Genomic DNA, 19861 nt, shown 5'->3' on the forward strand with positions numbered 1-19861 from the left:
CGTCCGGCGCTGCACAAAGACTTTGAGGAAGGTCGGCGGCCTGCGAGCGGGGCTCGCGGCGCCGAGATCTGGGTGTAACCAACCGGGGGCCGGGGCCATTCCGGGGGTGGCCCATCCGGCGGCACCCACATTTCGGCGGTGCCTGAGGGGTCGGTGTAACGACCGGCGGACCGGGGTCATTCCGGGGGGCGGCCCATGCGGTGGCACCCACATCTTGCGGTGCCTGGGGGGTCTGCAACGAGCGGGCCAGGCCGGGCATTCCAACCCGCGGCGGGTGGGACGGGCGGCCGTGGTCCTGCGATCGTCAGGGTGTGTAACGACCCCCGGCCGGCCATGATTCCGCCGCACCGGTGCGAGCGGTCACAGCCACACGACCCCAGACCGGACAAACACCCCACCCGGACACGCCGGGCGGGGGCGCTCAGGGCGCTCAGGGCGCTCAGGGCGCTCAGGGCGCTCAGGGCGCTCAGGGCGCTGATCCACTCCATATCGCCGATACGGCGGCATCCGCGACGTCGGGACACCGCCAGCTCGGCGACCTGGCGTCGGTCATGAATCAGGCGGGGTGGGCGGGCCTCACCCCGCGAGGCGGGAGCGGACCTTTCTGGCGGAGGTGTCCAGGATCGTCTGCGCGTCGAGCCCCAGACTCTCGATCGCCACGAGCGCCGTGAGCGCCACGTCGGCCAACTCCGCCGCCACGTCCTCGCGGGTGTGAGTGACGCCTTTGCGCGGATTCTGTCCGAGCAGGCCGATCCAGGCGGCGGACGCCTCCCCCGCCTCCTCGGTCAGTTTGAGGATGCGGCAGGTCAGTTCCGTCTGCCCGGTGCCGTTCGCCGCGTCCAGCCAACCGCGCATCGCTCGGACCGCGTCCCAGATCGAGTCGTCCACGGGACCAGTCAACCCGACGGCCCGGCCCGGCCGCGTACCCGGGCCGGTAACGGAGGCGGGCACCCGTCCGGCCCGACCTGACCGGCCGGACAGTCGCGTCTGAGCGGCCGGTCAGCGTACCCATTGACTCCGGTCGACGGCGGTCCTAGGTTCAGGGCGCTACCGGCCGGTAGGCAACCGTCCCGCCTGGTCGCCCCCGCAGGCGACATCCGTCCGATGGGGAGCGTCGATGCTGTCCACACCCGTTCGTACCCTGCGCCGCCTGGTCGCGGCCACCGCGACCCTCATTCTGGCCGTCGGGCTGGCCGGCGCCGCGCCGGCCGCCGCCTCCGGCCGCGATCCCGGGGGCGGCCAGCCGCTGCCCGGGTACACCATCGAGAACCCGCCGCTGGCCCCGCTGGTCGTGGGCGGCCGGCCGACGACGGTACGCCAGGGTGTGCACCGCCACGCCGGGTACATCATCGAGGTCCCCGCCCGGTGGAACGGCGATCTGGTGCTGTGGGCACACGGCTACCGCGGTCAGGGCACGGTGCTCTCGCCGGAGCCTCCCGCGTACGAACTGCGCCAGCGCCTGCTGGAGCAGGGGTACGCGTGGGCGTCCTCGTCGTACGACCGCAACGGCTTCGACATCCGTTCCGGGGTGCTGGGCACCAGGGACCTGGCCGACCACTTCGGACGGACCGTCCGCAAGCCGCACCGCACCTACCTCGCCGGGGTGTCGATGGGCGGGTACGTCATCGGCCGTTCCCTGGAGCAGTACCCGGGCTTCTACGACGGCGCGCTGCCCATGTGCGGGGTGCTCGGCGACCAGACGCTGCTCGACTTCTACCTGGACTACAACCTGGTCGCGCAGGCCCTGGCCGAGGTGCCTGCCTATCCCACCCCGGCCGACTACCTGAACAACGCCGTCCCGCGCATCCAGGTGGCGCTCGGCCTGGCCGGGCTGACCCCCACCGGGCCGGACACCACTACCGACCGGGGCAAGCAGCTGCGAGCCATCACGGTGAACCGTTCGGGCGGGCCGCGTCCGGGAGCCGACGCCGCGTTCGCGGTGTGGAAGGACTTTCTCTTCTCCATCAGCGTGCCCACCGGGAGCGGCAACTCCCCCGCCCAGCGGCCCGGGCAGCTGTCCACCAACCTGCTCACCCGCTACACCCCGAACAGCCCGGTGGACGTCAACGCCACAGTGCTGCGGGTAGCCCCGGAGAACGTCGTGCAGCGACTCCTGCCGACGCTTACCGAGGTGCCGCGGATCGCCGGCCGACCCACCGCGCCGGTGCTCAGCCTGCACGGCCTCGGTGACCTGTTCGTGCCGTTCAGCATGGAGCAGGCGTACGCCACCGATGTGGCCCGCAACGGTCGCGGCCGGCTGGTGGTGCAGCGGGCCATCCGTGCCACGCAGCACTGCGAGTTCACCCCGAGCGAGGCGGGCGCCGCGTGGGACGACCTGGTGTCCTGGGTACGCACCGGCAAGCGTCCAGCCGGTGACACCGTTACCGATCCGGCGGTGGTGGCTCGGGCCGACTACGGCTGCCGGTTCAGTGACCGGGCCGCGTACGCCGCAGGGGTCGGCACCCGCCGCCTCTACCCCGCCTGCTGAGTACGAGAGAACCGGCCGGCTCCCGTGCGGGGAGCCGGCCGGTTCTCGTGTGCGCGTGTCACCAGAGCTGCTGGACGATGTCCGCCGCCTGCTCCTCCCACTGCGCGTACGCGTACGGGAAGGCGGAGACCTGCACGGTCTGCGCGGCGGTGGTCAGCGGCAGGTCCTGCCAGCCGCCCACGTTCTTGAGCGCGGTGAAGAACGCCGTGGCCGAGTACTCCGGGTCGGTGATCTGCTCGGGCGTGCCCCAACCGGACGACGGGCGCTGCTGGAAGAGGCCCTGCGAGTCGTGGTCGTTGTACGCGCCGAGGTGGCCGAGGTTGTACAGCTTCGACTCCTGCAACGAGGTGGCGACGCCGATCACGGCGCCCCGGTCACCGACGCCTGTCTTCTTGGCGGCGTCGACGATCGCCCGCGCGTTGTCGAGCTGCGCCTTGTCGAGCGGGATGCGCGACTGGGCACCCTCGATGCCGTGCGGGATGAGCTGGTCCCGGCTGGGCTTGCCGGCCGCCGGCCTGCCGGTGGCGGAGCCGGTGGTCAGGCCCGACTCGACGGGCTGGTCCTCCTGCCGCGCAGAGGTGGCGGCCTTGCCGGTGGCGAGGTCGATGGCGGCGACGGCGCCCTGGTGCGGTCCTGAGGTGACCGGGGCGGCGGCCGCGGTGGGCGCGAGCGCCAGGCCGCCGAGGGCAGCCACACCCACCACGCTCAGCGCGGTCTTGCGGTACGAGTCCTTAGCGATGGCGGGGAGCCATCGAGTGAAGTCGACCTTCACGATGGTTGCCCTTTCGATCGTGCGGAGCGTTCCGGGGTGAACACTCCTCGGGAGATGACCGCGGAAAAGGGTTTGGGCTCCGGCGGTACGGGGGACACAACCAGCTTGGCGTGTCGGGCATTCCGGAAATGCCCGAGCTGGCGCAGCATGCGGTCCCGGTCACCCGGGCGAACCGGACGATCGGTGTGGACGGGCTCTGGACCGGTCAGCCGGCGTGCGGCGTGCCGAACCGGACGAGAACGTGCCAGAGCTGCTTCAGATGCTGAAGGGTGCCCGCGATCGGGCCCCGGTCCGCCCAACGGGCCGGCTCGGTGACCGCCGACGCCGCGCCCCGGCCGATCAGCGCCGCGTCCACAGGTGCGCCCGGTCGGGCGAACTCGCGGTGCAGACGCGCCGCCAACACCGGGATCGAGGGGCCCCGGAAGTCGGGGTCGACCCGATCGACCGCGAGCGTGAAGCCGGCGTGCCACCGCAGCGGGAAACCGTACCGCCTGGCGATCTGTTCCAGCGCGACGCCGGTCGGGGTGCCGGCGAAGGACGGATCCGCCACCAGTTCCTCGACGTCCGTGGCGAGGTCCAGGGTGCCGTGGACCTGAGCCTCCACGTAGTCGTCAAGCGCGCGACCCACCGTGGCCGGTGTCCCGGGCGCGTCCAGAACCGTCCGTACCAGGGTGCCGACGTCCGTTCCCGCGCGTCCCAGGCAGACCCCGGTGGCGGCGGTGGCGGTCAGCAACCCGGCGAGCACCGCCTCGAACGCGTCGGCGGTGCCCACCACACCCGGGCCGAGGTGGCTGTCGCCGAGGCAGAACGTGGCCCGGGACAGCACCGCCGGACGCAGCCGCAGGTGACAGGAGCCGAAGCGGGGGCAGGCGCCGTCCGGATGGTCGAGCAGGTTCAGCCCGCCGTAGGTGGGCCGGTCCGCCGGTGTCACGCCGGGCCGCTGGTACGCCCCGCCGAACATCCGCCGCTCCCAGCGGTCCCGGTCGCCGCCGGGGTACGGGCTGAGCCCGCCGTTGGAGATCCCTGTGACGAACTGACTGCGGTACACCCCGTCGTCGGCGAGGGCGGCGCCACCGTCCGCCCGTCCGCGCCCAGCCGGTCCGGATGGAAGTTCACAGTGAGCCGGCCATGGCTGACGACCGACGTCAGCACCTGCTCGGGCCGATGGTGGACGTCGGCGGCGGCGAGCTCCCGCACGATTGTGGCGAGCGCGGCGGGACGCTCGACCACGGCGAGCGACCGCACGTACGCGACGGCGGCCGCCTGCGCGGCCCGGCCGGTCGTGGCGTGGACCCCTCCCGCGTCAGTCGTCGCCGTCATCAGCCGTCGCCAACTCCTCGAAGACCGTGATGTGCAGGTCGGCCGGGGCGTCGAGGCGGGAGTTGAGCGACTGCCAGGGGGTACGCGTCGGCGGCGCGACCTCGCTCGCCCCGGCGGCGACCAGTCGGGCGGTGGTCGCCTCGGCGTCGTCCACCTCGAAGGCCACCCGGATGCGCGGCGCCACCTGCCGGCCCACCTCGACCTCGTCGATCATGCGCTTCTGCGCCGGGTTGGCGATCTCCAGGGTGGCCCGGCCCGCGTCCAGGATCATCACCCGGGCGTCACCCTCACCGCTGAACGCCGCCTCCTCACGCAGGCCCAGCGCGTCGCGGAAGAACGCCACGGCGGCGTCGTAATCGGCCGCCTCCACCACGAGGCGCAGTTGACGGACGGCGGGTACCTGGTGTTCGGCGGGCATGCGGGCGATCGTAACGCCGTAGGCTGACACCGTCCGGAAGGGAGTGCGGATGGCCGACGAACACCTCGTGCGAGCGGTCGGCCGGGTCCTTTCGCCGCTTACCGACGCGGCGACCGCGCCACGGCAGGGCGACGAGGGCGCGCCGGAGGCGTGGCTGGTCTTCGACCCGCAGGTCGAGCGTGCCGTGCGCGACGTGCGGGTCGGTGCCGACCTGCTGGTGCTGACCTGGCTGGACCGGGCGCGGCGGGACGTGCTGGCGGTGCGTCCGCGCGGCGACGAGAGCCGCCCGGAGACGGGCGTGTTCAGCACCCGCTCGCCGCACCGGCCCAACCCGATCGGCCTGCACCGGGTGCGGGTGCTCGCCGTGGACGGCCTGCGCCTGCGGGTGGCCGACCTGGAGGCGCTCGACGGCACCCCGATCCTGGACGTCAAGCCGGTGCTGGGCGCGGCCGACGAGCGCTGACGCGCCCGCCGGCACGCGTGGGGCTCAGTGGCCCCGGGCCAGCCACTCCGGCAGGTGCGGCGCCTCCGCACCGATCGTGGTGTCGTCGCCGTGCCCCGGGTGCACGACCGTCTCCGCCGGCAGCGTGAGCAGGCGGGTACGGATCGACCTGACGATCGTGTCGAAGTCGCTGAACGAGCGCCCGGTCGCGCCCGGCCCACCGTTGAACAGCGTGTCGCCGGTGAACACCACGTCCAGGCCCGGGGCGTGGAAGCTGCACGCCCCGGGGCTGTGCCCGGGGGTGTGCAGCACCCGCAGCGTGGTGCCGGCCACCTCGATGCCCTGCCCGTCGTGCAGCTCGCCGTGCGGCGGCAGGTGCGGGTGGACCATGTCCCACAGCACCCGGTCGGCGGCGTGCAGCAGCACCGGCGCGCCGGTGGCCTCGGCCAGTTCGGGCGCTACCCGGACGTGGTCGTCGTGCGCGTGGGTGGCGAGGATGGCCCGGACCCGGCGGCCCCCCACCAGGGCGAGGATCGCCTCCACGTCGTGCGGCGCGTCAAGCACGACGCATTCGCTGTCGTCGCCGACGACCCACACGTTGTTGTCCACGTCGAAGGTCTGGCCGTCGAGGGAGAACGTGCCGGCGGTGACCGTACGGCCGACCCGGGCGGTCATCAGAACACCACCACCGAACGCAGCACGCCACCGCCGTGCATCCGGGCGAACGCGTTCTCGACCTGGTCGAGCGCGATCTCCTCGGTGACGAAGGCGTCCAGGTCGAGTCGGCCCTGAAGGTACAGCTCGGTGAGCATCGGGAAGTCGCGGCTGGGCAGGCAGTCGCCGTACCAGCTGGACTTGAGGGCGCCGCCACGGCCGAAGACGTCGAGCAGCGGCAGCTCGACACGCATCTGCGGGGTCGGTACGCCGACGAGCACCACCGTGCCGGCCAGGTCCCTGGCGTAGAAGGCCTGCTTCCACGTCTCCGGGCGACCCACCGCGTCGATCACGACGTCGGCGCCGAAGCCACCGGTGGCGGCGCGGATCGCCTCGACCGGGTCGGTCTCGGAGGCGTTCACGGTGTGCGTGGCGCCGAACCTGCGGGCCCAGTCGAGCTTGCGGCTGTCGGTGTCCACCGCGACGATCGTCGTGGCGCCCGCGAGGGCCGCGCCGGCGACCGCCGCGTCCCCGACGCCACCGCAGCCGATCACCGCGACCGAGTCGCCCCGGGTGACGTTTCCGGTGTTCATGGCGGCGCCCAGCCCGGCCATCACCCCGCAGCCGAGCAGGCCCACGGCCGCCGGCCGCGCGGCCGGGTCCACCTTCGTGCACTGGCCGGCGTGCACCAGGGTCTTCTCGGCGAACGCGCCGATGCCCAGCGCCGGGGTCAGCTCGGTGCCGTCGGTGAGGGTCATCCGCTGCGTGGCGTTGTGGGTGTCGAAGCAGTACCACGGCCGGCCGCGACGGCAGGCCCGGCACACCCCGCACACCGCGCGCCAGTTGAGCACCACGAAGTCACCGGGGGCGACGTCGGTGACGCCGGCGCCCACCTGCTCGACGATGCCCGCCGCCTCGTGACCGAGCAGGAACGGGTAGTCGTCGTTGATGCCGCCCTCGCGATAGTGCAGGTCGGTGTGGCAGACCCCGCAGGACTGGATCCGGACGACTGCCTCACCGGGGCCTGGATCGGGCACCACGATGGTGGTGACCTCGACCGGCGCTCCCTTGCTGCGGGAGATGACTCCCCGGACTTCCTGGCTCACGTGGCCTCCTGCTGGTGGTGTGCGGCGGGGCCGGACGCCGGGTCAGCGGGTGCGCCGGGCTCGGCGGTGGGCCCTGGGGCGAACCTACCGCCACCACCACGACCAGCCCAGCCACCCCGGCGGGTTATCGCCGGCCGTCCCGGGTACGCCTGCCGCATTCGACAACGGCCATCGGGAGTGACAATGAAGCTCGCGCACCTGCCGCTGCGGGTCAGCATCGGCGCGTACATCCTCAACTCGGGTCTGGGTAAGCGGAATCTGGAGGGCGCCGCCGCGGAGGGCATGCACGGTATGGCGGTGGCCGCCATGCCCCAGCTCGGTCAGTTCGAGCCGGCGCGGTTCGCTAAGCTGCTGTCGTACTCGGAGATCGCCCTGGGGGCCGCGCTGCTCGCGCCGTTCGTCCCGGCGCCCCTGGTCGGGCTCGGCCTGACCGCGTTCGGCGCGGGGCTGGTGCAGCTGTACCTGAAGACACCGGGGATGCGGGAGCCGGGCAGCGTCCGCCCGACCCAGCAGGGCACCGGTCTCGCCAAGGACGTCTGGCTGGTCGGCGCGGGGCTGACCCTGGTGCTGGAGGGTCTGACCCACGGCCGCCGGCGACACTGACCGCACCTGCCGAGGAGCCGCGGTGACCAGGAGCCCGTCGGTACGGCCGTTCTACCGGCCGATGCGGCCCCGCAGCCGGGACGAACCGAACCGGGCGGCAACTCCGCTGGAACTGTTCTTCGACCTGTGCTTCGTGGTGGCCGTGGCGCAGGCGGCCGGCAGCCTGCACCACGACGTCTCCGAGGGGCACCTCGTCCACGCGCTGACCAGCTACCTGATGGTCTTCTTCGCGATCTGGTGGTCGTGGATGAACTTCACCTGGTTCGCGTCGGCCTACGACACCGACGACGACGTCTACCGGATCACGACCCTCGTGCAGATTGCCGGCGCCCTGATCATCGCCGCCGGGGTGCCACGGGCCTTCAGCGACGGCGACTTCAGCGTCATCACGTACGGCTACGTGGTGATGCGGCTCGCGGCGGTCGTGCACTGGTCGCGGGCCGCCGCCGGTGACCCGGTACACCGCCCGGCGGCCACGCGGTACGCCATCGGTGTCACAGTCGTCCAGCTCGGCTGGCTGCTGCGGCTGGCCCTGCCACAGGAGTGGGGCACCGCGTCGTTCCTGGTGCTGGCCCTGGCCGACCTGCTGGTGCCGGCGGTGGCCGAACGGCCCGGAATGACCCCCTGGCACCCCGGGCACATCACCGAACGGTACGGGCTGTTCACCCTCATCGTGCTCGGTGACGTGGTGCTGGCCACGTCGGTGGCCATCCAGACCGGAGTGGACGCGGGAGACCGCCAGCTCTGGTCGCTGGCGGCGGCGGCAACGGTGATCGTGTTCGCACTGTGGTGGCTCTACTTCGACAGGCCCATCGAGGCGCCCGACCAACTGCCGTACTCGTTGGTCTGGGGTTATGGCCACTACCTGGTCTTCGCGGCGGTCGCGGCCGTCGGCGCCGGCCTGGGTGTGGCGGTCGACCACGAGCGGCACCTCGCGCACATCTCCGGCACCACCGCCGGGTACGCGCTCGCCGTTCCCGTCGCCGTCTTCCTGCTCACCATCTGGGTGCTGCACGTCCGTCGGCAACAGCACGGCGTGGTGGTCGTGGCGTTCCCGGTGGTGGCGCTGCTCGCGCTGCTCACGCCGCTGGGTCCGGCGCCGGTGTACGCGGTCGCGCTGCTGCTTGTGGCACTCGTGGCGTTTACCGTGCTGCTGCGCCGCCGCGACGTGCTGCCCGCGCCGGCGGTCCCCGGCGTCGGTTCGGGATGATCCGACCGGTATGGACCCGGACGCGCCCGGCCCGCCTGCCGACGGGCGCGTCGGCCCGAAGGTGGGCAGAATTGCGACATGCTTCGCCGCCGATGGTTGCTGGCCGATCAACTCGGGCCGCACTTCCTCGACGACCCCGATCAGCCGGTGCTGCTGGTGGAGATCCGGGACCTGTTCCGCCGCCGGCCGATGCACCGGCAGAAGGCGCACCTGATCCTCTCCGCGCTGCGCCACCGTGCGGCCGAGCTGGGTGACCGGGCGCTGGTGCTGCGGACCGACACCTTCCGGGAGGCGCTGACACAGGTCGGTGAGCCCCTGGAGGTGTGCCATCCGCACTCCCGGGCGGCGCTGCGCTTCGCCCGGTCGGTGCCGGAGCTGACCGTGCTGCCCCCGCGCGGCTTCGTCACCAGCCAGGCCGACTTCGCCGGTTGGGCCGACCGCACCCGGCGCGGTCCGCTGCGGATGGCCGACTTCTACCGGCACGCCCGCCGCCGGCACGACGTGCTGACCGCCCCCGCCGGCGGGGCCACGGCGGCCCGGCGTACCCGCGCCGAGGACCACGGCGTGCCGACGCCGCCGCCCGTACCGCCGCCGATCGTCGAGGACGAGATCGACGCGCAGGTACGCCGCGACCTGGACCGGTGGGCCGCCGACGGGGTGCGCTTCGTGGGCCGCGACGGCCCCCGCCGACACCCGGCCACGCACGCCGAGGCGCAGGCCCGCCTGGCGCACTTCCTGACCCACCGACTGCCGCAGTACGGCCGCTACGCCGACGTGATGAGCGTCGACGACCCGCTGCTGGCGCACTCCGCGCTCTCGTCCTCGTTCAATTTCGGGCTGCTCGACCCGGAGCCGGCGATCCGCGCCGCCGAACAGGCGTGGCGCAGCGGCGCGGCCCCGCGGACGGCGGTTGAGCCGTTCATCAGGGGCCTGCTCGGCTGGCGGGAGTTCCTGTGGCAGCTGTACTGGTACTTCGAGCCGCCGTACCGGGGCGCGAACTGGCTGGGCGCGACCGAGCCGTTGCCGCAGTGGTTCGCCGAGTTGGACGCCGACGCGGTGGAGGCCCGCTGCCTGGCCGACGTGCTCGCCGCCGTACGGGACCGGGCGTGGACCCACCACAGCCCCCGCCTGCTGGTGCTCGGCAACTACGCGTTGCAGCGCGGCTGGCGCCCGTCGGAGCTGGCGGACTGGTTCCAGCTGTGCTTCGTCGACGGCACCGACTGGGTGATGAACGCGACTGTCGTCGGGATGAGCCAGTACGCCGACCTGGCCCGGATCGACACCCGCCCGTACGCGGTGGGCGGCACCGACATCGACGAGATCAGTGACTACTGCGCCGGGTGCCGCTACGTGCCCGAGCGGGCCCTGGGCGACCTGGCCTGCCCGTACACCGGGGGTTTCGAGAGTTTCCTGCACCGCAACCGGGAGCGGTTGGTGGCCGATCCGCGGCTCGCCGCCGAGCTGGACAGCCGCGACGACCCGGAGCACCGCGAGGCGGTGCTGGCGCAGGAGGAGAAGCGGGGCAGCACGCCGCCGTGACCGGACCTGCCGTCACACCGCGTCGCGGGCGGTGTCGGCGGAGCGCTGCGCGGGCACGGGCGGGGCCGGCCGGACGACGCCCCGGTTGAGGCCGGTCACCAGCAGCCTGTTGTACGAGGCCGGCAGGACCCGGGCCAGCAGGTCGGGCACCTTTGCCGACCAGCCGATCAGCACCCGGCCCCGGCGTCGCTCGACGCCGCGCAGGATCACCTCGGCGGCCCGCTGCGGGGCGATGGTGAGCAGCTTCTCGAACTGGGCGCGGCCGGCGGCGTACTCATCGTGCGAGACGCCGCTGCCGATCCGGGCGTTCTCGGTGATCCGGGTGCGGATGCCGCCGGGGTGCACCGACGTCACGCCGATGCCGTCGTCGACCAGTTCGTGGCGCAGCGCCTCGGTGAGGCCGCGCACCGCGAACTTGCTCGCCGCGTACGCGGTCTGCCCGGCCGGCGCGATCAGCCCGAACAGGCTGGAGATGTTCACCAGGTGCGCGCCGGGTTCCGCCTTGAGGGTGGGCAGCAGCGCGTGGGTCAGCTGCGCCACGGCCCGGAAGTTGACGTCGATGACCCAGCTGAACTCGTCGAACGTCACCTGGTCGAACCGGCCGCCGAGGCCCACGCCCGCGTTGTTCACCAGCAGCCGTACGCGGGGATGCCGCTGGCGGATCTCCTCGGCCACCGCGGCGGTGGCCGACGCGTCGGCGAGGTCCACGACGTGGGTGTGCACCCGCCGGCCCGGGTGTTCGGCGCGGATCGCCACGGCGACCGCGTCCAACCGTTCGGTGTCGCGGTCCAGCAGGACCAGGTCGCTGCCCCGGCGGGCCAGCGCCTGCGCCAACGCCGCGCCGATGCCGCTGGCCGCGCCTGTGACGACGGCTGTCGCGCCGGTGAACTCAAACCTCCGCACGGGTGCTCCTTTCCTGCCGGGTGGCGCGGGAGAACCGCACCCCCTCGTCGGTGAGCCGGCCGTGTCGCATGAGAAGCACGTCACGGGCGTAGTTCTGGTAGAGCCGCCACGGCGCGTTCGCGCCCTGCCGGGGCAGCACGTCGACGCTGCGCAGCACGTAGGAGGAGCGCAGGTCGATGAGCGGCACCCGCTCGTCGTCGGGCGGCGGGAGCGGGGTGACGACCTGCTGGCCGGTGCGGTCCAGGTGCCGCAGCAGCCGGCAGACGTAACGGGCGACCAGGTCGGCCTTCAACGTCCACGACGCGTTCGTGTAGCCGAGGGTCAACGCGAAGTTCCGCACCCCGGACAGCATCATGCCCTTGTAGGCGACGGTGTCGGCCAGGTCGACCTCGACACCGTCGACGCGCAGGGTCAGGCCGCCGATGGCCAGCAGGTTGAGCCCGGTGGCGGTGACCACGACGTCGGCGGGCAGCTCGGCGCCGGAGGTCAGCCGGACGCCGTGCGGCGTGAACGTGTCGATGGTGTCGGTGGCCACCGACGCCCGGCCCTGAGCCACGGCCGTGAACAGGTCGCCGTCGGGCGCCACGCAGAGCCGCTGGTCCCACGGGTCGTAGCGGGGTGAGAAGTGCCTGTCGACGTCGTACCCCACCGGGAGCCGGCCCGTCGTGGCCCGGCGCAGCATCCGCTTCACCAGCCGGGGCGCCCGCCGGCTGAGCTGGAAGGTGATCGTGGACATCAGCACGTTCTTCCACCGCACCACCGGGTACGCGGCAGTCGCCGGCAGCCGGCGCCGCAGCGCGTCGGCCAGCCTGTCGCGCGAGGGCAGGGCCAGGACGTACGTGGGTGAGCGCTGGAGCATCGTCACGTGGGCGGCCCGCTCGGCCATCGCCGGCACCAGTGTCACGGCGGTGGCGCCACTGCCGATCACCACCACCCGCTTGCCGGCGTAGTCGAGGTCGTCGGGCCAGTGCTGCGGGTGCACCAGCCGCCCGGTGTACGCGTCGAGGCCGGGCAGCGGTGGGGTGTAACCCTCGTCGTAGCGGTAGTAACCGGTGCAGGCGAAGAGGAACGAGCAGGTCAGGACGACCGGCTCACCGGTGTCGGTGCGCTGGGCGCGTACCGTCCAGCGGGCGGTGGCGCTGTCCCAGTCGGCCTGCGTCACCCGGTGGTTGAAGCGGATGTGCCGCTGCACGTCGTACTCGCGGGCGGTGTCCCGGACGTACTCCCGGATCGTCCCGCCGTCGGCGATGGCCTTCGGCGCGGTCCACGGCTTGAAGGAGTAGCCGAGGGTGAACATGTCCGAGTCACTCCGGATGCCCGGATAGCGGAACAGGTCCCAGGTGCCGCCGACGGCGTCGCGCGCCTCCAGCACCGCGTACGTCTTGTCGGGGCAGTCGCGGCGCAGGTGGCAGGCGGCGCCGACGCCGGACAGGCCGGCACCGACGATCAGCACGTCGACGTGGTCGGGAGTCATGGGCGCTCCTGGATCCGGGGCGGTGGACGGACACTAACACCGCGCCCACCGCCCCGTCGCCGGGCCGATTCAGTCGGCCGCCCGGCTGAACGTCATGATCCAGTTGGTTTCCCAGGTGCGCTCGCCGTCGACCGAGAACGCCTGCTCCCAGCGCGCGGTGCTCGCGCTGATGTCCGACCAGATGAACCGGCACCGGACCGGACGCCCCTCGTGCTTGTCGTCGGCGTGGAAGCGGCCCACCCCGTCGACGAAACGGCCCACCATCGGGGGTTGCTCCAACTCGCCGCGACAGCTGTTCATCCAGTAGATCGACCACTGCCCGGTGGCCGGGTCGAAGATCCGCAGCGTCGCGCCGGAGAAACCCTTCGTCGGGAAGGTGATCTCGTCGAAGTGGCCGCCGCCGGCGAAGAAGCCGTGCGCGACCGACACCCCCGGGAACTCCTCCCACTCGTCGGAGCCGACCAGCCGCTCGCGCAGCCGGCGGTTGACCACGTTCCAGGTGCCCACGAAGAAGTCGAAGTCGCCCATCAGCGGCCCACCGGTCCTTCCGCTCGCGTGTCGCGCAGATACCCGGTCAGGTCGGGACGTTCCGGAGCGAGCATGTGCCGTACCCAGGCGGCCCGTTCGTGCTCGAACACCGCCAACTCCCAGACGCAGCCCACCGCGGGGCGGCGGAGCGTCACGAAGTTCGTCGGGTCCTGGTCCGGGCAGTCCAGCGCGGGCTGCCCGGCCGCCGCCACGCGCACCTCCACCGCGTTGTCCCAGACCCAGGTGTACGCCAGCAGGTAGGCGCCCGTGTCCGCGCCCCGGTGCAGCACCACCCAGCCGGCGGCCGGGGTGCCGTCGTACGGGACGTCGGCCAGCAGCGCGGGCAGCATGTCGTACGCGGCCTTCTCCACCTCCGGCTCGAGGGGCCGCTGCGGCTGGTCGATGTGATAGCGCTTGAGCTGCCGACCGTCCACGGTGACCGGTCCGGGTGCTCGCAGGTCCTTGTCGCGAAATGCCATGCCGGGACGGTAGGACCCCTTCCCTGACAGCTAGTGTCAGTGAAGTGCGGGCCAGTCGACTCCTCTCCGTCCTGCTGCTGCTCCAGGCGCACGGCCGGCTGACCGCCGCGCAGCTCGCCGAGCGGCTGTCCGTCTCCCCCCGCACCATCTACCGGGACGTCGAGTCGTTGCACGCCGCCGGCATCCCGCTGTACGGCGAGGCCGGGCACGCCGGCGGCTACCAGCTCGTCGACGGCTGGCGCACCCGGCTGACCGGTCTCACCGCCGAGGAGGCCGACCGGCTCTTCCTGGCCGGGCTGCCCGGCCCCGCCGACGAGCTGGGCTACGGCGACGTGGTGGCCGCACTGCGACTCAAACTGCACGCCGCGCTTCCGGCCCCGCTGCGCGACCGGGCCACCCAGCTCCAGCAACGCTTCCACCTGGACACGCCCGGCTGGTACGCCGACGGCGACACCTCACCCGAGCTGGCCCGCACCGCCGAGGCGGTGTGGCGCCAGCACCGCGTCGAGGTGCGCTACCGCAGTTGGAAGGGCGACGTGACACGGGTGCTGGAGCCGTACGGTCTGGTGCTCAAGGGCGGCCGGTGGTACGTGGTGGCCGCCCAGCCGGGCCGGGGTCGACCGGCGACCTACCGGGTCAACCAGATACAAGCGCTGACCCCCCTGACAGAGGAGTTCGACAGGCCCGCCGACTTCGACCTGCCGTCCTGGTGGCGGGCGCACGTGGCCCGGTTCCGGGCGGAACTGCACCGTGACGAGGCCACCGTCCGGCTCTCCCCCGCCGGTCGGGAGCGGCTGCGGGAGATCGGCAGCGATCCGGTGGTGGCCGCCGTGGACGCCAGCGCCGGTCCGCCGGACGCCCGGGGCTGGGTGACAGCGGTGCTGCCGATCGAGTCGCTCACCCACGCCCACGGCGACCTGCTGCGCCTCGGCGCGGACGTGGAGGTGCTGACACCTGTCGCTCTCCGCGAGCGGCTCACCGCCACGGCGGCGGGGCTGGCCGCCCTCTACGCACCCGCGCCGCAACCGGACACCCGGGGCGGTACGACACCCTGAGTACGGCCGCTCGTGGTGGCCGGTGGCACGGGTCTGGGAGAGTGTGTGCTCGTGGACGCGCTAGCGGTACGGGGACTCAGCCGTAACTTCGGCAACCTGGTGGTGCTCGACGACGTGAGCTTCACGCTCCCGCCCGGGCGGATCGCGGTGGTTCTCGGCCCCAACGGCAGCGGCAAGACCACCCTGCTGCGCTGCGTGGTCGGCGCCGACCGGCCGGATGCGGGCGAGGTGCGGGTGCACGGTTACCGGGCCGACGAGACCGACCCGCAGGTGCGGGCGCTGATGGCCGCCGCCCTTGACGACATCGACTTCTTCCCCGACCTGTCAGTCGTCGAGCACCTGGAACTCGTCGCGTACGCCCACGGGGGCAGCGCCGAGCCGGTCGAGGAGGTCATCACCGAGCTGGGCCTGGGTCCGGCCCGCGACCAACTGCCGGTCACCCTGTCCAGTGGGCAGCGCCGACGGCTCGCCCTGGCGTCGTGCTTCGTCCGGCCCCGTCGGGTGCTCATCCTCGACGAGCCGGAGCAGCGCCTCGACGTCGCCGGCCGGCAGTGGCTCGCCGACCGGCTGCGCCGCGAACGCGACGCCGGCACCACGGTGCTGCTGGCCTCGCACGACCCGGAACTGATCGACGCGGTCGTCGACGAGCGGATCGAGATCGGCAGGTGACCGCCCCGCCGGCCACCGTCGCCGAGGCGCCGGCCGGGCTGCCCACGGCCCGCCAGGTCCGTACCCACCTGCGTCGGGCCCGCCGCCGGCACCACGAGCACTCCCTCGGCGACGTGCTCGGCGACGCGTACGTCATCGTCCTGTTCGTCGGCATGTACGGCTGGTTCGCGATCAGCGCCGGCCGGAACATGCTGGACTCCCCCACCGTCGGGCAGGCCGAGCCGGGCGTGCGGTGGTGGCTGGCCGTCGCCGCGCTCCTCACCGGCGCCGGCCTGGCCTGGCGTGGCCTGCGCGCGTTCGGCCCGCTGCTGGTCACCCCGGCCACCCAGAGCTGGGTGACGAGCGCGCCCATCGACAGGCGGGCCTGGCTGGCGCCGCGCCTCGCGGTCCTGCTGGCCGGCACCGCCGTCGGCACCGCGCTGCTCGGCGTGGCCGTGGCGGCGCTCGGCGGCGTCAGCGACCCGACCGCGCTGGGCTGGGCGGCGGGCGCCGGCGCGGGCTGGGGTGCCGCCGCGCTGGCGCTGAGCGTCGTCGCCCAGAGCAGCCGGGCGGGTCGACGGTGGCCCACAGTGGCCGGAGCGGCCCCCATGGTGGCCGCCGCCGTCATCACCGCCCTCGTGGTGCTCACCGGTCGCCTCGGCGACGGGCTGCCCCGGCCGGAGTCGACGCCGACGATCGCGCTCGTCGCCCTCGGGGTGCCCCTCGCGGTGGCCGGAACGGTCCTCGCGGTACGGGCGCTGCCCCGGGTCGACCGGGCCACCCTGACCACCGGCGCGCAGTTCGCCAACGCCGCCGCCACTGCCACCATCCTGCTCGACCCGAGCCTGCTCACCGGCCTGGTGGAGAGCCGCCGGTGGCGCCGGATCGGCCGGGTACGCAGCGGCGGTTTCCTGCCCGGCCCGGGCTGGTGGGCGCTACTGCAGGCCGACGTGCGCCGGCTGCGCCGCCACCCCAGCGCCCTGCTGGTCTGGGCGGCCCTGATCGGGGTCCAGTACGCCGCCGCGCTCGCCCTGCCCGGGCTGGCCGGCGCCGCGCAGGTGGTGTTCGCGTACCTCGCCGCCGCCCGGCTGACCGGCGGACTGCGCGCGATCAGCAGGTCGACCGGGCTGCGCCGGGCGCTCGGCGGCAGCGACGCCCTGCTGCGCGGCATCCACGTGGTGGTGCCGGCGCTCGGCGCGGGCCTGTGGTGGCTGGCGACCCTGCCGACGGTCGAGCCCGGGCCGGCGTGGCTCGCGCCGACGCTGGCGCTCGGCGTGGTGGCCGCCGCCTTCCGCGCCGCCACCCGCCCACCCATCGACTACGGCGGCGCGACGGTCAACACGCCGTTCGGCATGGTCCCCGTCGACCTGCTGCGGCAGGGCGCACGCGGGCCGGCGCTGCTCGCCGTGCTCGTCCTCGTCCAGCTGTTCCTGGGCTGACCGGGCACTCGTCGCCCAGGGCGTGCCCGTCCTCAAGCCCTGGGCGGGCTCAGGCGGTGTCGCCGGGAACGAGGTGGCGGTATCCGGGGATCGTCTCGCCGAACCAGCCGGCGACGCTCGCCAGGCCGCGCTCGTTGAGCTGGGCGTCGTGGATCGGGTACGCCCGTTCGGCGCCCACCGCGTGGGCGAACCGGATCGCCTCGTCGAGCCGCATCCAGGACCCCTGCGCCGGGACGAGCAGGGTGTGCACCGGCTCGTCCGGCACGTGCAGCGAATCGCCCGGGTGGTAGAGCCCGTCACCGATCAGGTAACCCAGGTTGGGGCAGTCGGGCTGACCCTCGTGGATGGTGGCGTGCCGGCCACCGTGGGCGCTGACCTCGATCCCGGCCGCAGTGAAGCGCTGCCCCACGCGGACCGGGGTCACCGGCAGCGGGGCGAGGTCGGGCAGGCGGGCGCCCTCGGGGACGTACACGGGGACACCGAGGCCGGCCAGCCGCAGCACGTCCACGTGGTCGGTGTGCTCGTGGGTGACCAGGACTGCGTCGGCCCCGGCCAGCGCCCGGGGCTCGCTCCAGGTGCCCGGGTCGACGACGAGCACCCCGCCGTCGTGCTCGACCCGGACGCAGGCATGGGTGAACTTCGTGATCCGCATCCGGCGACGGTACGCCGCAGCCGCTCGGGGTACTGCCCGGTCATGCCCGAGCGATACGACAACTACCCGAGGATCGCCGTGGTCACCGGCGCGGACTCCGGCATCGGCAAGGCCTGCGCGGTCGCCCTGGCGCGGGCCGGCTTCGACATCGGCATCACCTGGTACGGCGACCCGGACGGCGCCGAGCGGACCGCGACCGAGGTCCGCGCCACCGGTCGACGCTGCGAGGTGGCCGAGGTGGACCTGACCGGCCTGCCGGACGCGGCCGAGGTGGTGGACGAGCTGGCCGACCGGCTGGGCGGCATCGGCGTGCTCGTCAACAACGCCGGCACCGGCGCCTCGACGCCGTTCGTCGACACGGGGTGGGAGCAGTGGCGCGAGGTGCTCGCCGTCGACCTCGACGCGCCGTTCCTCTGCGCGCAGCGGGCCGCGCGACGGATGCGGGCCGCCGGCCTCGGCGGACGGATCATCAACATCACCAGCGTGCACGAGCACGCGCCCCGGGTGGGCTCCGCCGCGTACTGCGCAGCCAAGGGCGGGCTGGGCCTGCTGACCCGGGTGATGGCACAGGAGCTGGCCGCCGACGGGATCACCGTCAACGCGGTCGCCCCCGGCGAGATCGCCACGCCGATGACAGGTCAGGAGGACGTCGACCCGTTCACCGAGCGGAGGCCTGGCGTACCTGTGGGTCGGCCGGGTGACGCCCGGGAGGTCGCCGCCATGGTCGCCCTGCTCGCCTCCCCCGCCGCCGCGTACGTCACCGGGGCGTCCTGGCCTGTCGACGGCGGCATGCTGCTGATGGGGCCGCAGGCCAACGCCCTCACCACCGACGACTGGCGCCAGGTCTGAGCGGACGGGCGGGACGAGCCGGCGCGGCCGGTCGCGAAGGGGACAGCGGGCGGCAAAGCGGGCACGTATCCTCCGCATTCCGGTGATCGGCGGTGGCGCCGACCGACGGCGAAGGAGGAACCGGATGCCCGGGTGGGCTGGTCGGGGTGGCCGCCAACGACGTGCCCTGCTCGTCGGCGGGCCGCTGCTCGCGGTGGCCGTCGTGATGCTGCTGGCGGCCTGGCGCAGCACCGGCTTCCTCAGTGACCTGCTGCTCAACCTGGGTGCCAGTGTGGTGCTCGCGGCCATCTCGTACGTCATCTTCGACCCGCTGTTCGAGGAGGCCCGCAAGGCGCGGGTGCAGGAGCACCTGAGGTTCGACCAGCAGGCCTTCGTCACACGACTGCACCGCTCCGCCCGTCGGGTACGCATCCTCGACACGTGGACGATCCTGCTCGAGCAGCGGCACCGCGAGGAGACCCTGACCGCGGTACGCGCGGCGCTCACCAACGGTGCCCAGGTGCAGTTGCTCCTGCTCGACCCGGACTGCACCGCCGCCCAGCAGCGCTCCGAGGAACTGGAGCGGCAGCGGGTGGACGTGCCGCGACAGATCCGTACCAATCTGCGCCACCTGGCCGCCTTCGCCGACACCCTCGACGCCCGGCTTCGACACCGGTTGCAGGTCCGGCTCTACGACGCGTCCCCGTCGATCCAGCTCTACCAGTGGGACGGGCGTGCCCTCATCTCGTTCTTCCCGATCGGGAAACTGTCGTTCAACGTGCCCCAGCTGGAGGTGGACATGGACAGCCCGTGGGGCGGGTTCGTGCACGCCCGGTTCGAGGAGCTGTGGGAGCACCAGCAGGCCACCCTGGACCTGGAGCGGTACCTGTCGGTGGCGGTCACACTGCGCCACGACGATCTGGACGTGGTCGAGGTGCGGGTTCCCTACGTGACCGTGGACGGGCAGCACTGGGTCGACTGCAGCGGTTTCCGGGTGACCGGGCCGCTGACCGTGCGGGCCGTGCTGCCGCCCCGCGCGCCGGGGGCGGCCCCCGCGGTGTTCGAGCTGGCCGAGCCGGTGGACGGGGACCGTACGCCGGTCGCCGTCGTGGCACGGCAGTTCGACCAGAAGTACGGGCACGACGGCGGGGAACGGGCGATCCGCCGGCTGGTGCCGTCACCTGGCGGTCCCCGTACGCCGGCGCCCCGCTCCTCGGCGGCCGGCGACACGCACGGACGGTGACCCCCGACCCGGTCGGACCTGTCGGCACGCGGGACAATCGGGGCACCCGCGTCCGTTGGC

Annotated in this window: 21 protein-coding genes; 10 read left to right on the forward strand and 11 right to left on the reverse strand. The window is 73.3% G+C overall.

The annotated features are described in order from the left end of the window. Positions 1-576 precede the first annotated feature (576 nt). A complete protein-coding gene (locus tag AB0N27_RS29150) occupies positions 577-855 on the reverse strand; it encodes a MazG-like family protein (RefSeq protein ID WP_364376919.1) in 279 nt (92 codons plus the stop codon). A 262-nt stretch (positions 856-1117) separates the two neighbouring features. Between AB0N27_RS29150 and AB0N27_RS29155 the strand changes: the two genes are divergently transcribed. After that, on the forward strand, positions 1118-2488 hold the full coding sequence (locus AB0N27_RS29155; protein WP_364376725.1) for a hypothetical protein: 1371 nt from the start codon (positions 1118-1120) through the stop codon (positions 2486-2488). A gap of 58 nt (positions 2489-2546) precedes the next feature. Here the strand turns inward: AB0N27_RS29155 and AB0N27_RS29160 are convergent, their stop codons facing one another. The 3 genes from AB0N27_RS29160 to AB0N27_RS29170 all read right to left on the reverse strand — a co-directional run bounded on the left by AB0N27_RS29160 (position 2547) and on the right by AB0N27_RS29170 (position 4998). Then, positions 2547-3260 carry a hypothetical protein gene (locus tag AB0N27_RS29160; RefSeq protein ID WP_364376728.1) on the reverse strand — a complete coding sequence of 238 codons (714 nt, stop codon included), beginning with the start codon at positions 3258-3260 and terminating at the stop codon, positions 2547-2549. Positions 3261-3465: 205 nt separating this feature from the next. Beyond that, on the reverse strand, positions 3466-4308 hold the full coding sequence (locus AB0N27_RS29165) for a DUF3626 domain-containing protein (RefSeq protein WP_364376731.1): 843 nt from the start codon (positions 4306-4308) through the stop codon (positions 3466-3468). Positions 4309-4563: 255 nt separating this feature from the next. Then, positions 4564-4998 carry a VOC family protein gene (locus AB0N27_RS29170; RefSeq protein WP_364376734.1) on the reverse strand — a complete coding sequence of 145 codons (435 nt, stop codon included), beginning with the start codon at positions 4996-4998 and terminating at the stop codon, positions 4564-4566. A gap of 49 nt (positions 4999-5047) precedes the next feature. Between AB0N27_RS29170 and tsaA the strand changes: the two genes are divergently transcribed. Further along, positions 5048-5461, forward strand: a complete 414-nt coding sequence (gene tsaA, locus AB0N27_RS29175; RefSeq protein WP_364376737.1) for a tRNA (N6-threonylcarbamoyladenosine(37)-N6)-methyltransferase TrmO — start codon at positions 5048-5050, stop codon at positions 5459-5461. A 24-nt stretch (positions 5462-5485) separates the two neighbouring features. On the opposite strand, the gene AB0N27_RS29180 is transcribed toward tsaA, so the two are convergent. Together AB0N27_RS29180 and AB0N27_RS29185 are read right to left on the reverse strand one after the other, a co-directional pair. After that, entirely contained in the window at positions 5486-6115 is a 630-nt protein-coding gene (locus tag AB0N27_RS29180; RefSeq protein WP_364376740.1) for an MBL fold metallo-hydrolase, read from the reverse strand. Continuing rightward, complete coding sequence (locus AB0N27_RS29185; RefSeq protein ID WP_364376743.1) at positions 6115-7200, reverse strand: S-(hydroxymethyl)mycothiol dehydrogenase; 1086 nt, start codon at positions 7198-7200, stop codon at positions 6115-6117. The genes AB0N27_RS29180 and AB0N27_RS29185 overlap by 1 nt, the downstream gene beginning before the upstream one ends. Positions 7201-7383: 183 nt before the next feature. Here AB0N27_RS29185 and AB0N27_RS29190 point away from each other — a divergent pair, with 183 nt between their 5' ends. The 3 genes from AB0N27_RS29190 to AB0N27_RS29200 all read left to right on the forward strand — a co-directional run bounded on the left by AB0N27_RS29190 (position 7384) and on the right by AB0N27_RS29200 (position 10552). After that, entirely contained in the window at positions 7384-7803 is a 420-nt protein-coding gene (locus AB0N27_RS29190) for a hypothetical protein (protein ID WP_357994243.1), read from the forward strand. 22 nt (positions 7804-7825) lie between these two features. Further along, the gene (locus AB0N27_RS29195) at positions 7826-9013 is read left to right on the forward strand and encodes a low temperature requirement protein A (RefSeq protein WP_364376747.1); all 1188 of its coding nucleotides are present in this window, start codon (positions 7826-7828) and stop codon (positions 9011-9013) included. A gap of 78 nt (positions 9014-9091) precedes the next feature. Next, the gene (locus tag AB0N27_RS29200; protein WP_364376750.1) at positions 9092-10552 is read left to right on the forward strand and encodes a cryptochrome/photolyase family protein; all 1461 of its coding nucleotides are present in this window, start codon (positions 9092-9094) and stop codon (positions 10550-10552) included. Between the two features lie 12 nt (positions 10553-10564). On the opposite strand, the gene AB0N27_RS29205 is transcribed toward AB0N27_RS29200, so the two are convergent. The 4 genes from AB0N27_RS29205 to AB0N27_RS29220 form a co-directional block, all read right to left on the reverse strand. After that, the gene (locus tag AB0N27_RS29205; RefSeq protein WP_364376753.1) at positions 10565-11455 is read right to left on the reverse strand and encodes an SDR family NAD(P)-dependent oxidoreductase; all 891 of its coding nucleotides are present in this window, start codon (positions 11453-11455) and stop codon (positions 10565-10567) included. Beyond that, the gene (locus AB0N27_RS29210; protein WP_364376756.1) at positions 11442-12929 is read right to left on the reverse strand and encodes an NAD(P)/FAD-dependent oxidoreductase; all 1488 of its coding nucleotides are present in this window, start codon (positions 12927-12929) and stop codon (positions 11442-11444) included. Before AB0N27_RS29210 ends, AB0N27_RS29205 begins: the two co-directional genes overlap by 14 nt. A 69-nt stretch (positions 12930-12998) precedes the next feature. After that, the gene (locus tag AB0N27_RS29215; RefSeq protein ID WP_364376759.1) at positions 12999-13457 is read right to left on the reverse strand and encodes a hypothetical protein; all 459 of its coding nucleotides are present in this window, start codon (positions 13455-13457) and stop codon (positions 12999-13001) included. Further along, entirely contained in the window at positions 13457-13936 is a 480-nt protein-coding gene (locus tag AB0N27_RS29220; protein ID WP_364376762.1) for a hypothetical protein, read from the reverse strand. Before AB0N27_RS29220 ends, AB0N27_RS29215 begins: the two co-directional genes overlap by 1 nt. A gap of 44 nt (positions 13937-13980) precedes the next feature. Between AB0N27_RS29220 and AB0N27_RS29225 the strand changes: the two genes are divergently transcribed. The 3 genes from AB0N27_RS29225 to AB0N27_RS29235 are packed head-to-tail and all read left to right on the forward strand — an operon-like array spanning position 13981 to position 17078. After that, entirely contained in the window at positions 13981-14991 is a 1011-nt protein-coding gene (locus tag AB0N27_RS29225) for a WYL domain-containing protein (RefSeq protein WP_364376765.1), read from the forward strand. Between the two features lie 51 nt (positions 14992-15042). Beyond that, the gene (locus tag AB0N27_RS29230) at positions 15043-15660 is read left to right on the forward strand and encodes an ABC transporter ATP-binding protein (protein WP_357994346.1); all 618 of its coding nucleotides are present in this window, start codon (positions 15043-15045) and stop codon (positions 15658-15660) included. Next, on the forward strand, positions 15657-17078 hold the full coding sequence (locus AB0N27_RS29235; RefSeq protein ID WP_364376769.1) for a DUF6297 family protein: 1422 nt from the start codon (positions 15657-15659) through the stop codon (positions 17076-17078). Before AB0N27_RS29230 ends, AB0N27_RS29235 begins: the two co-directional genes overlap by 4 nt. A gap of 49 nt (positions 17079-17127) precedes the next feature. Here AB0N27_RS29235 and AB0N27_RS29240 read toward each other — a convergent pair whose 3' ends face one another. Next, positions 17128-17730 carry an MBL fold metallo-hydrolase gene (locus tag AB0N27_RS29240; protein WP_364376772.1) on the reverse strand — a complete coding sequence of 201 codons (603 nt, stop codon included), beginning with the start codon at positions 17728-17730 and terminating at the stop codon, positions 17128-17130. 42 nt (positions 17731-17772) lie between these two features. Between AB0N27_RS29240 and AB0N27_RS29245 the strand changes: the two genes are divergently transcribed. Together AB0N27_RS29245 and AB0N27_RS29250 are read left to right on the forward strand one after the other, a co-directional pair. Continuing rightward, on the forward strand, positions 17773-18579 hold the full coding sequence (locus AB0N27_RS29245) for an SDR family oxidoreductase (RefSeq protein ID WP_364376775.1): 807 nt from the start codon (positions 17773-17775) through the stop codon (positions 18577-18579). Between the two features lie 124 nt (positions 18580-18703). After that, the gene (locus AB0N27_RS29250) at positions 18704-19801 is read left to right on the forward strand and encodes a DUF5919 domain-containing protein (RefSeq protein WP_364376777.1); all 1098 of its coding nucleotides are present in this window, start codon (positions 18704-18706) and stop codon (positions 19799-19801) included. Positions 19802-19861 lie beyond the last annotated feature (60 nt).

The organism is Micromonospora sp. NPDC093244 (assembly GCF_040683695.1).
Taxonomy (GTDB): domain Bacteria; phylum Actinomycetota; class Actinomycetes; order Mycobacteriales; family Micromonosporaceae; genus Micromonospora.

What these genes read in the sequence shown, in the direction of transcription:
- AB0N27_RS29240 (WP_364376772.1), bottom strand. Translation starts at nt 17,730, where the DNA reads ATGCGGATCACGAAGTTCACCCATGCCTGCGTCCGGGTCGAGCACGAC.
- AB0N27_RS29245 (WP_364376775.1), top strand. Translation starts at nt 17,773, where the DNA reads ATGCCCGAGCGATACGACAACTACCCGAGGATCGCCGTGGTCACCGGC.
- AB0N27_RS29215 (WP_364376759.1), bottom strand. Translation starts at nt 13,457, where the DNA reads ATGGGCGACTTCGACTTCTTCGTGGGCACCTGGAACGTGGTCAACCGC.
- AB0N27_RS29220 (WP_364376762.1), bottom strand. Translation starts at nt 13,936, where the DNA reads ATGGCATTTCGCGACAAGGACCTGCGAGCACCCGGACCGGTCACCGTG.
- AB0N27_RS29170 (WP_364376734.1), bottom strand. Translation starts at nt 4,998, where the DNA reads ATGCCCGCCGAACACCAGGTACCCGCCGTCCGTCAACTGCGCCTCGTG.
- tsaA (WP_364376737.1), top strand. Translation starts at nt 5,048, where the DNA reads ATGGCCGACGAACACCTCGTGCGAGCGGTCGGCCGGGTCCTTTCGCCG.
- AB0N27_RS29180 (WP_364376740.1), bottom strand. Translation starts at nt 6,115, where the DNA reads ATGACCGCCCGGGTCGGCCGTACGGTCACCGCCGGCACGTTCTCCCTC.
- AB0N27_RS29150 (WP_364376919.1), bottom strand. Translation starts at nt 855, where the DNA reads ATGCGCGGTTGGCTGGACGCGGCGAACGGCACCGGGCAGACGGAACTG.
- AB0N27_RS29250 (WP_364376777.1), top strand. Translation starts at nt 18,704, where the DNA reads ATGCCCGGGTGGGCTGGTCGGGGTGGCCGCCAACGACGTGCCCTGCTC.
- AB0N27_RS29200 (WP_364376750.1), top strand. Translation starts at nt 9,092, where the DNA reads ATGCTTCGCCGCCGATGGTTGCTGGCCGATCAACTCGGGCCGCACTTC.
- AB0N27_RS29210 (WP_364376756.1), bottom strand. Translation starts at nt 12,929, where the DNA reads ATGACTCCCGACCACGTCGACGTGCTGATCGTCGGTGCCGGCCTGTCC.
- AB0N27_RS29155 (WP_364376725.1), top strand. Translation starts at nt 1,118, where the DNA reads ATGCTGTCCACACCCGTTCGTACCCTGCGCCGCCTGGTCGCGGCCACC.
- AB0N27_RS29190 (WP_357994243.1), top strand. Translation starts at nt 7,384, where the DNA reads ATGAAGCTCGCGCACCTGCCGCTGCGGGTCAGCATCGGCGCGTACATC.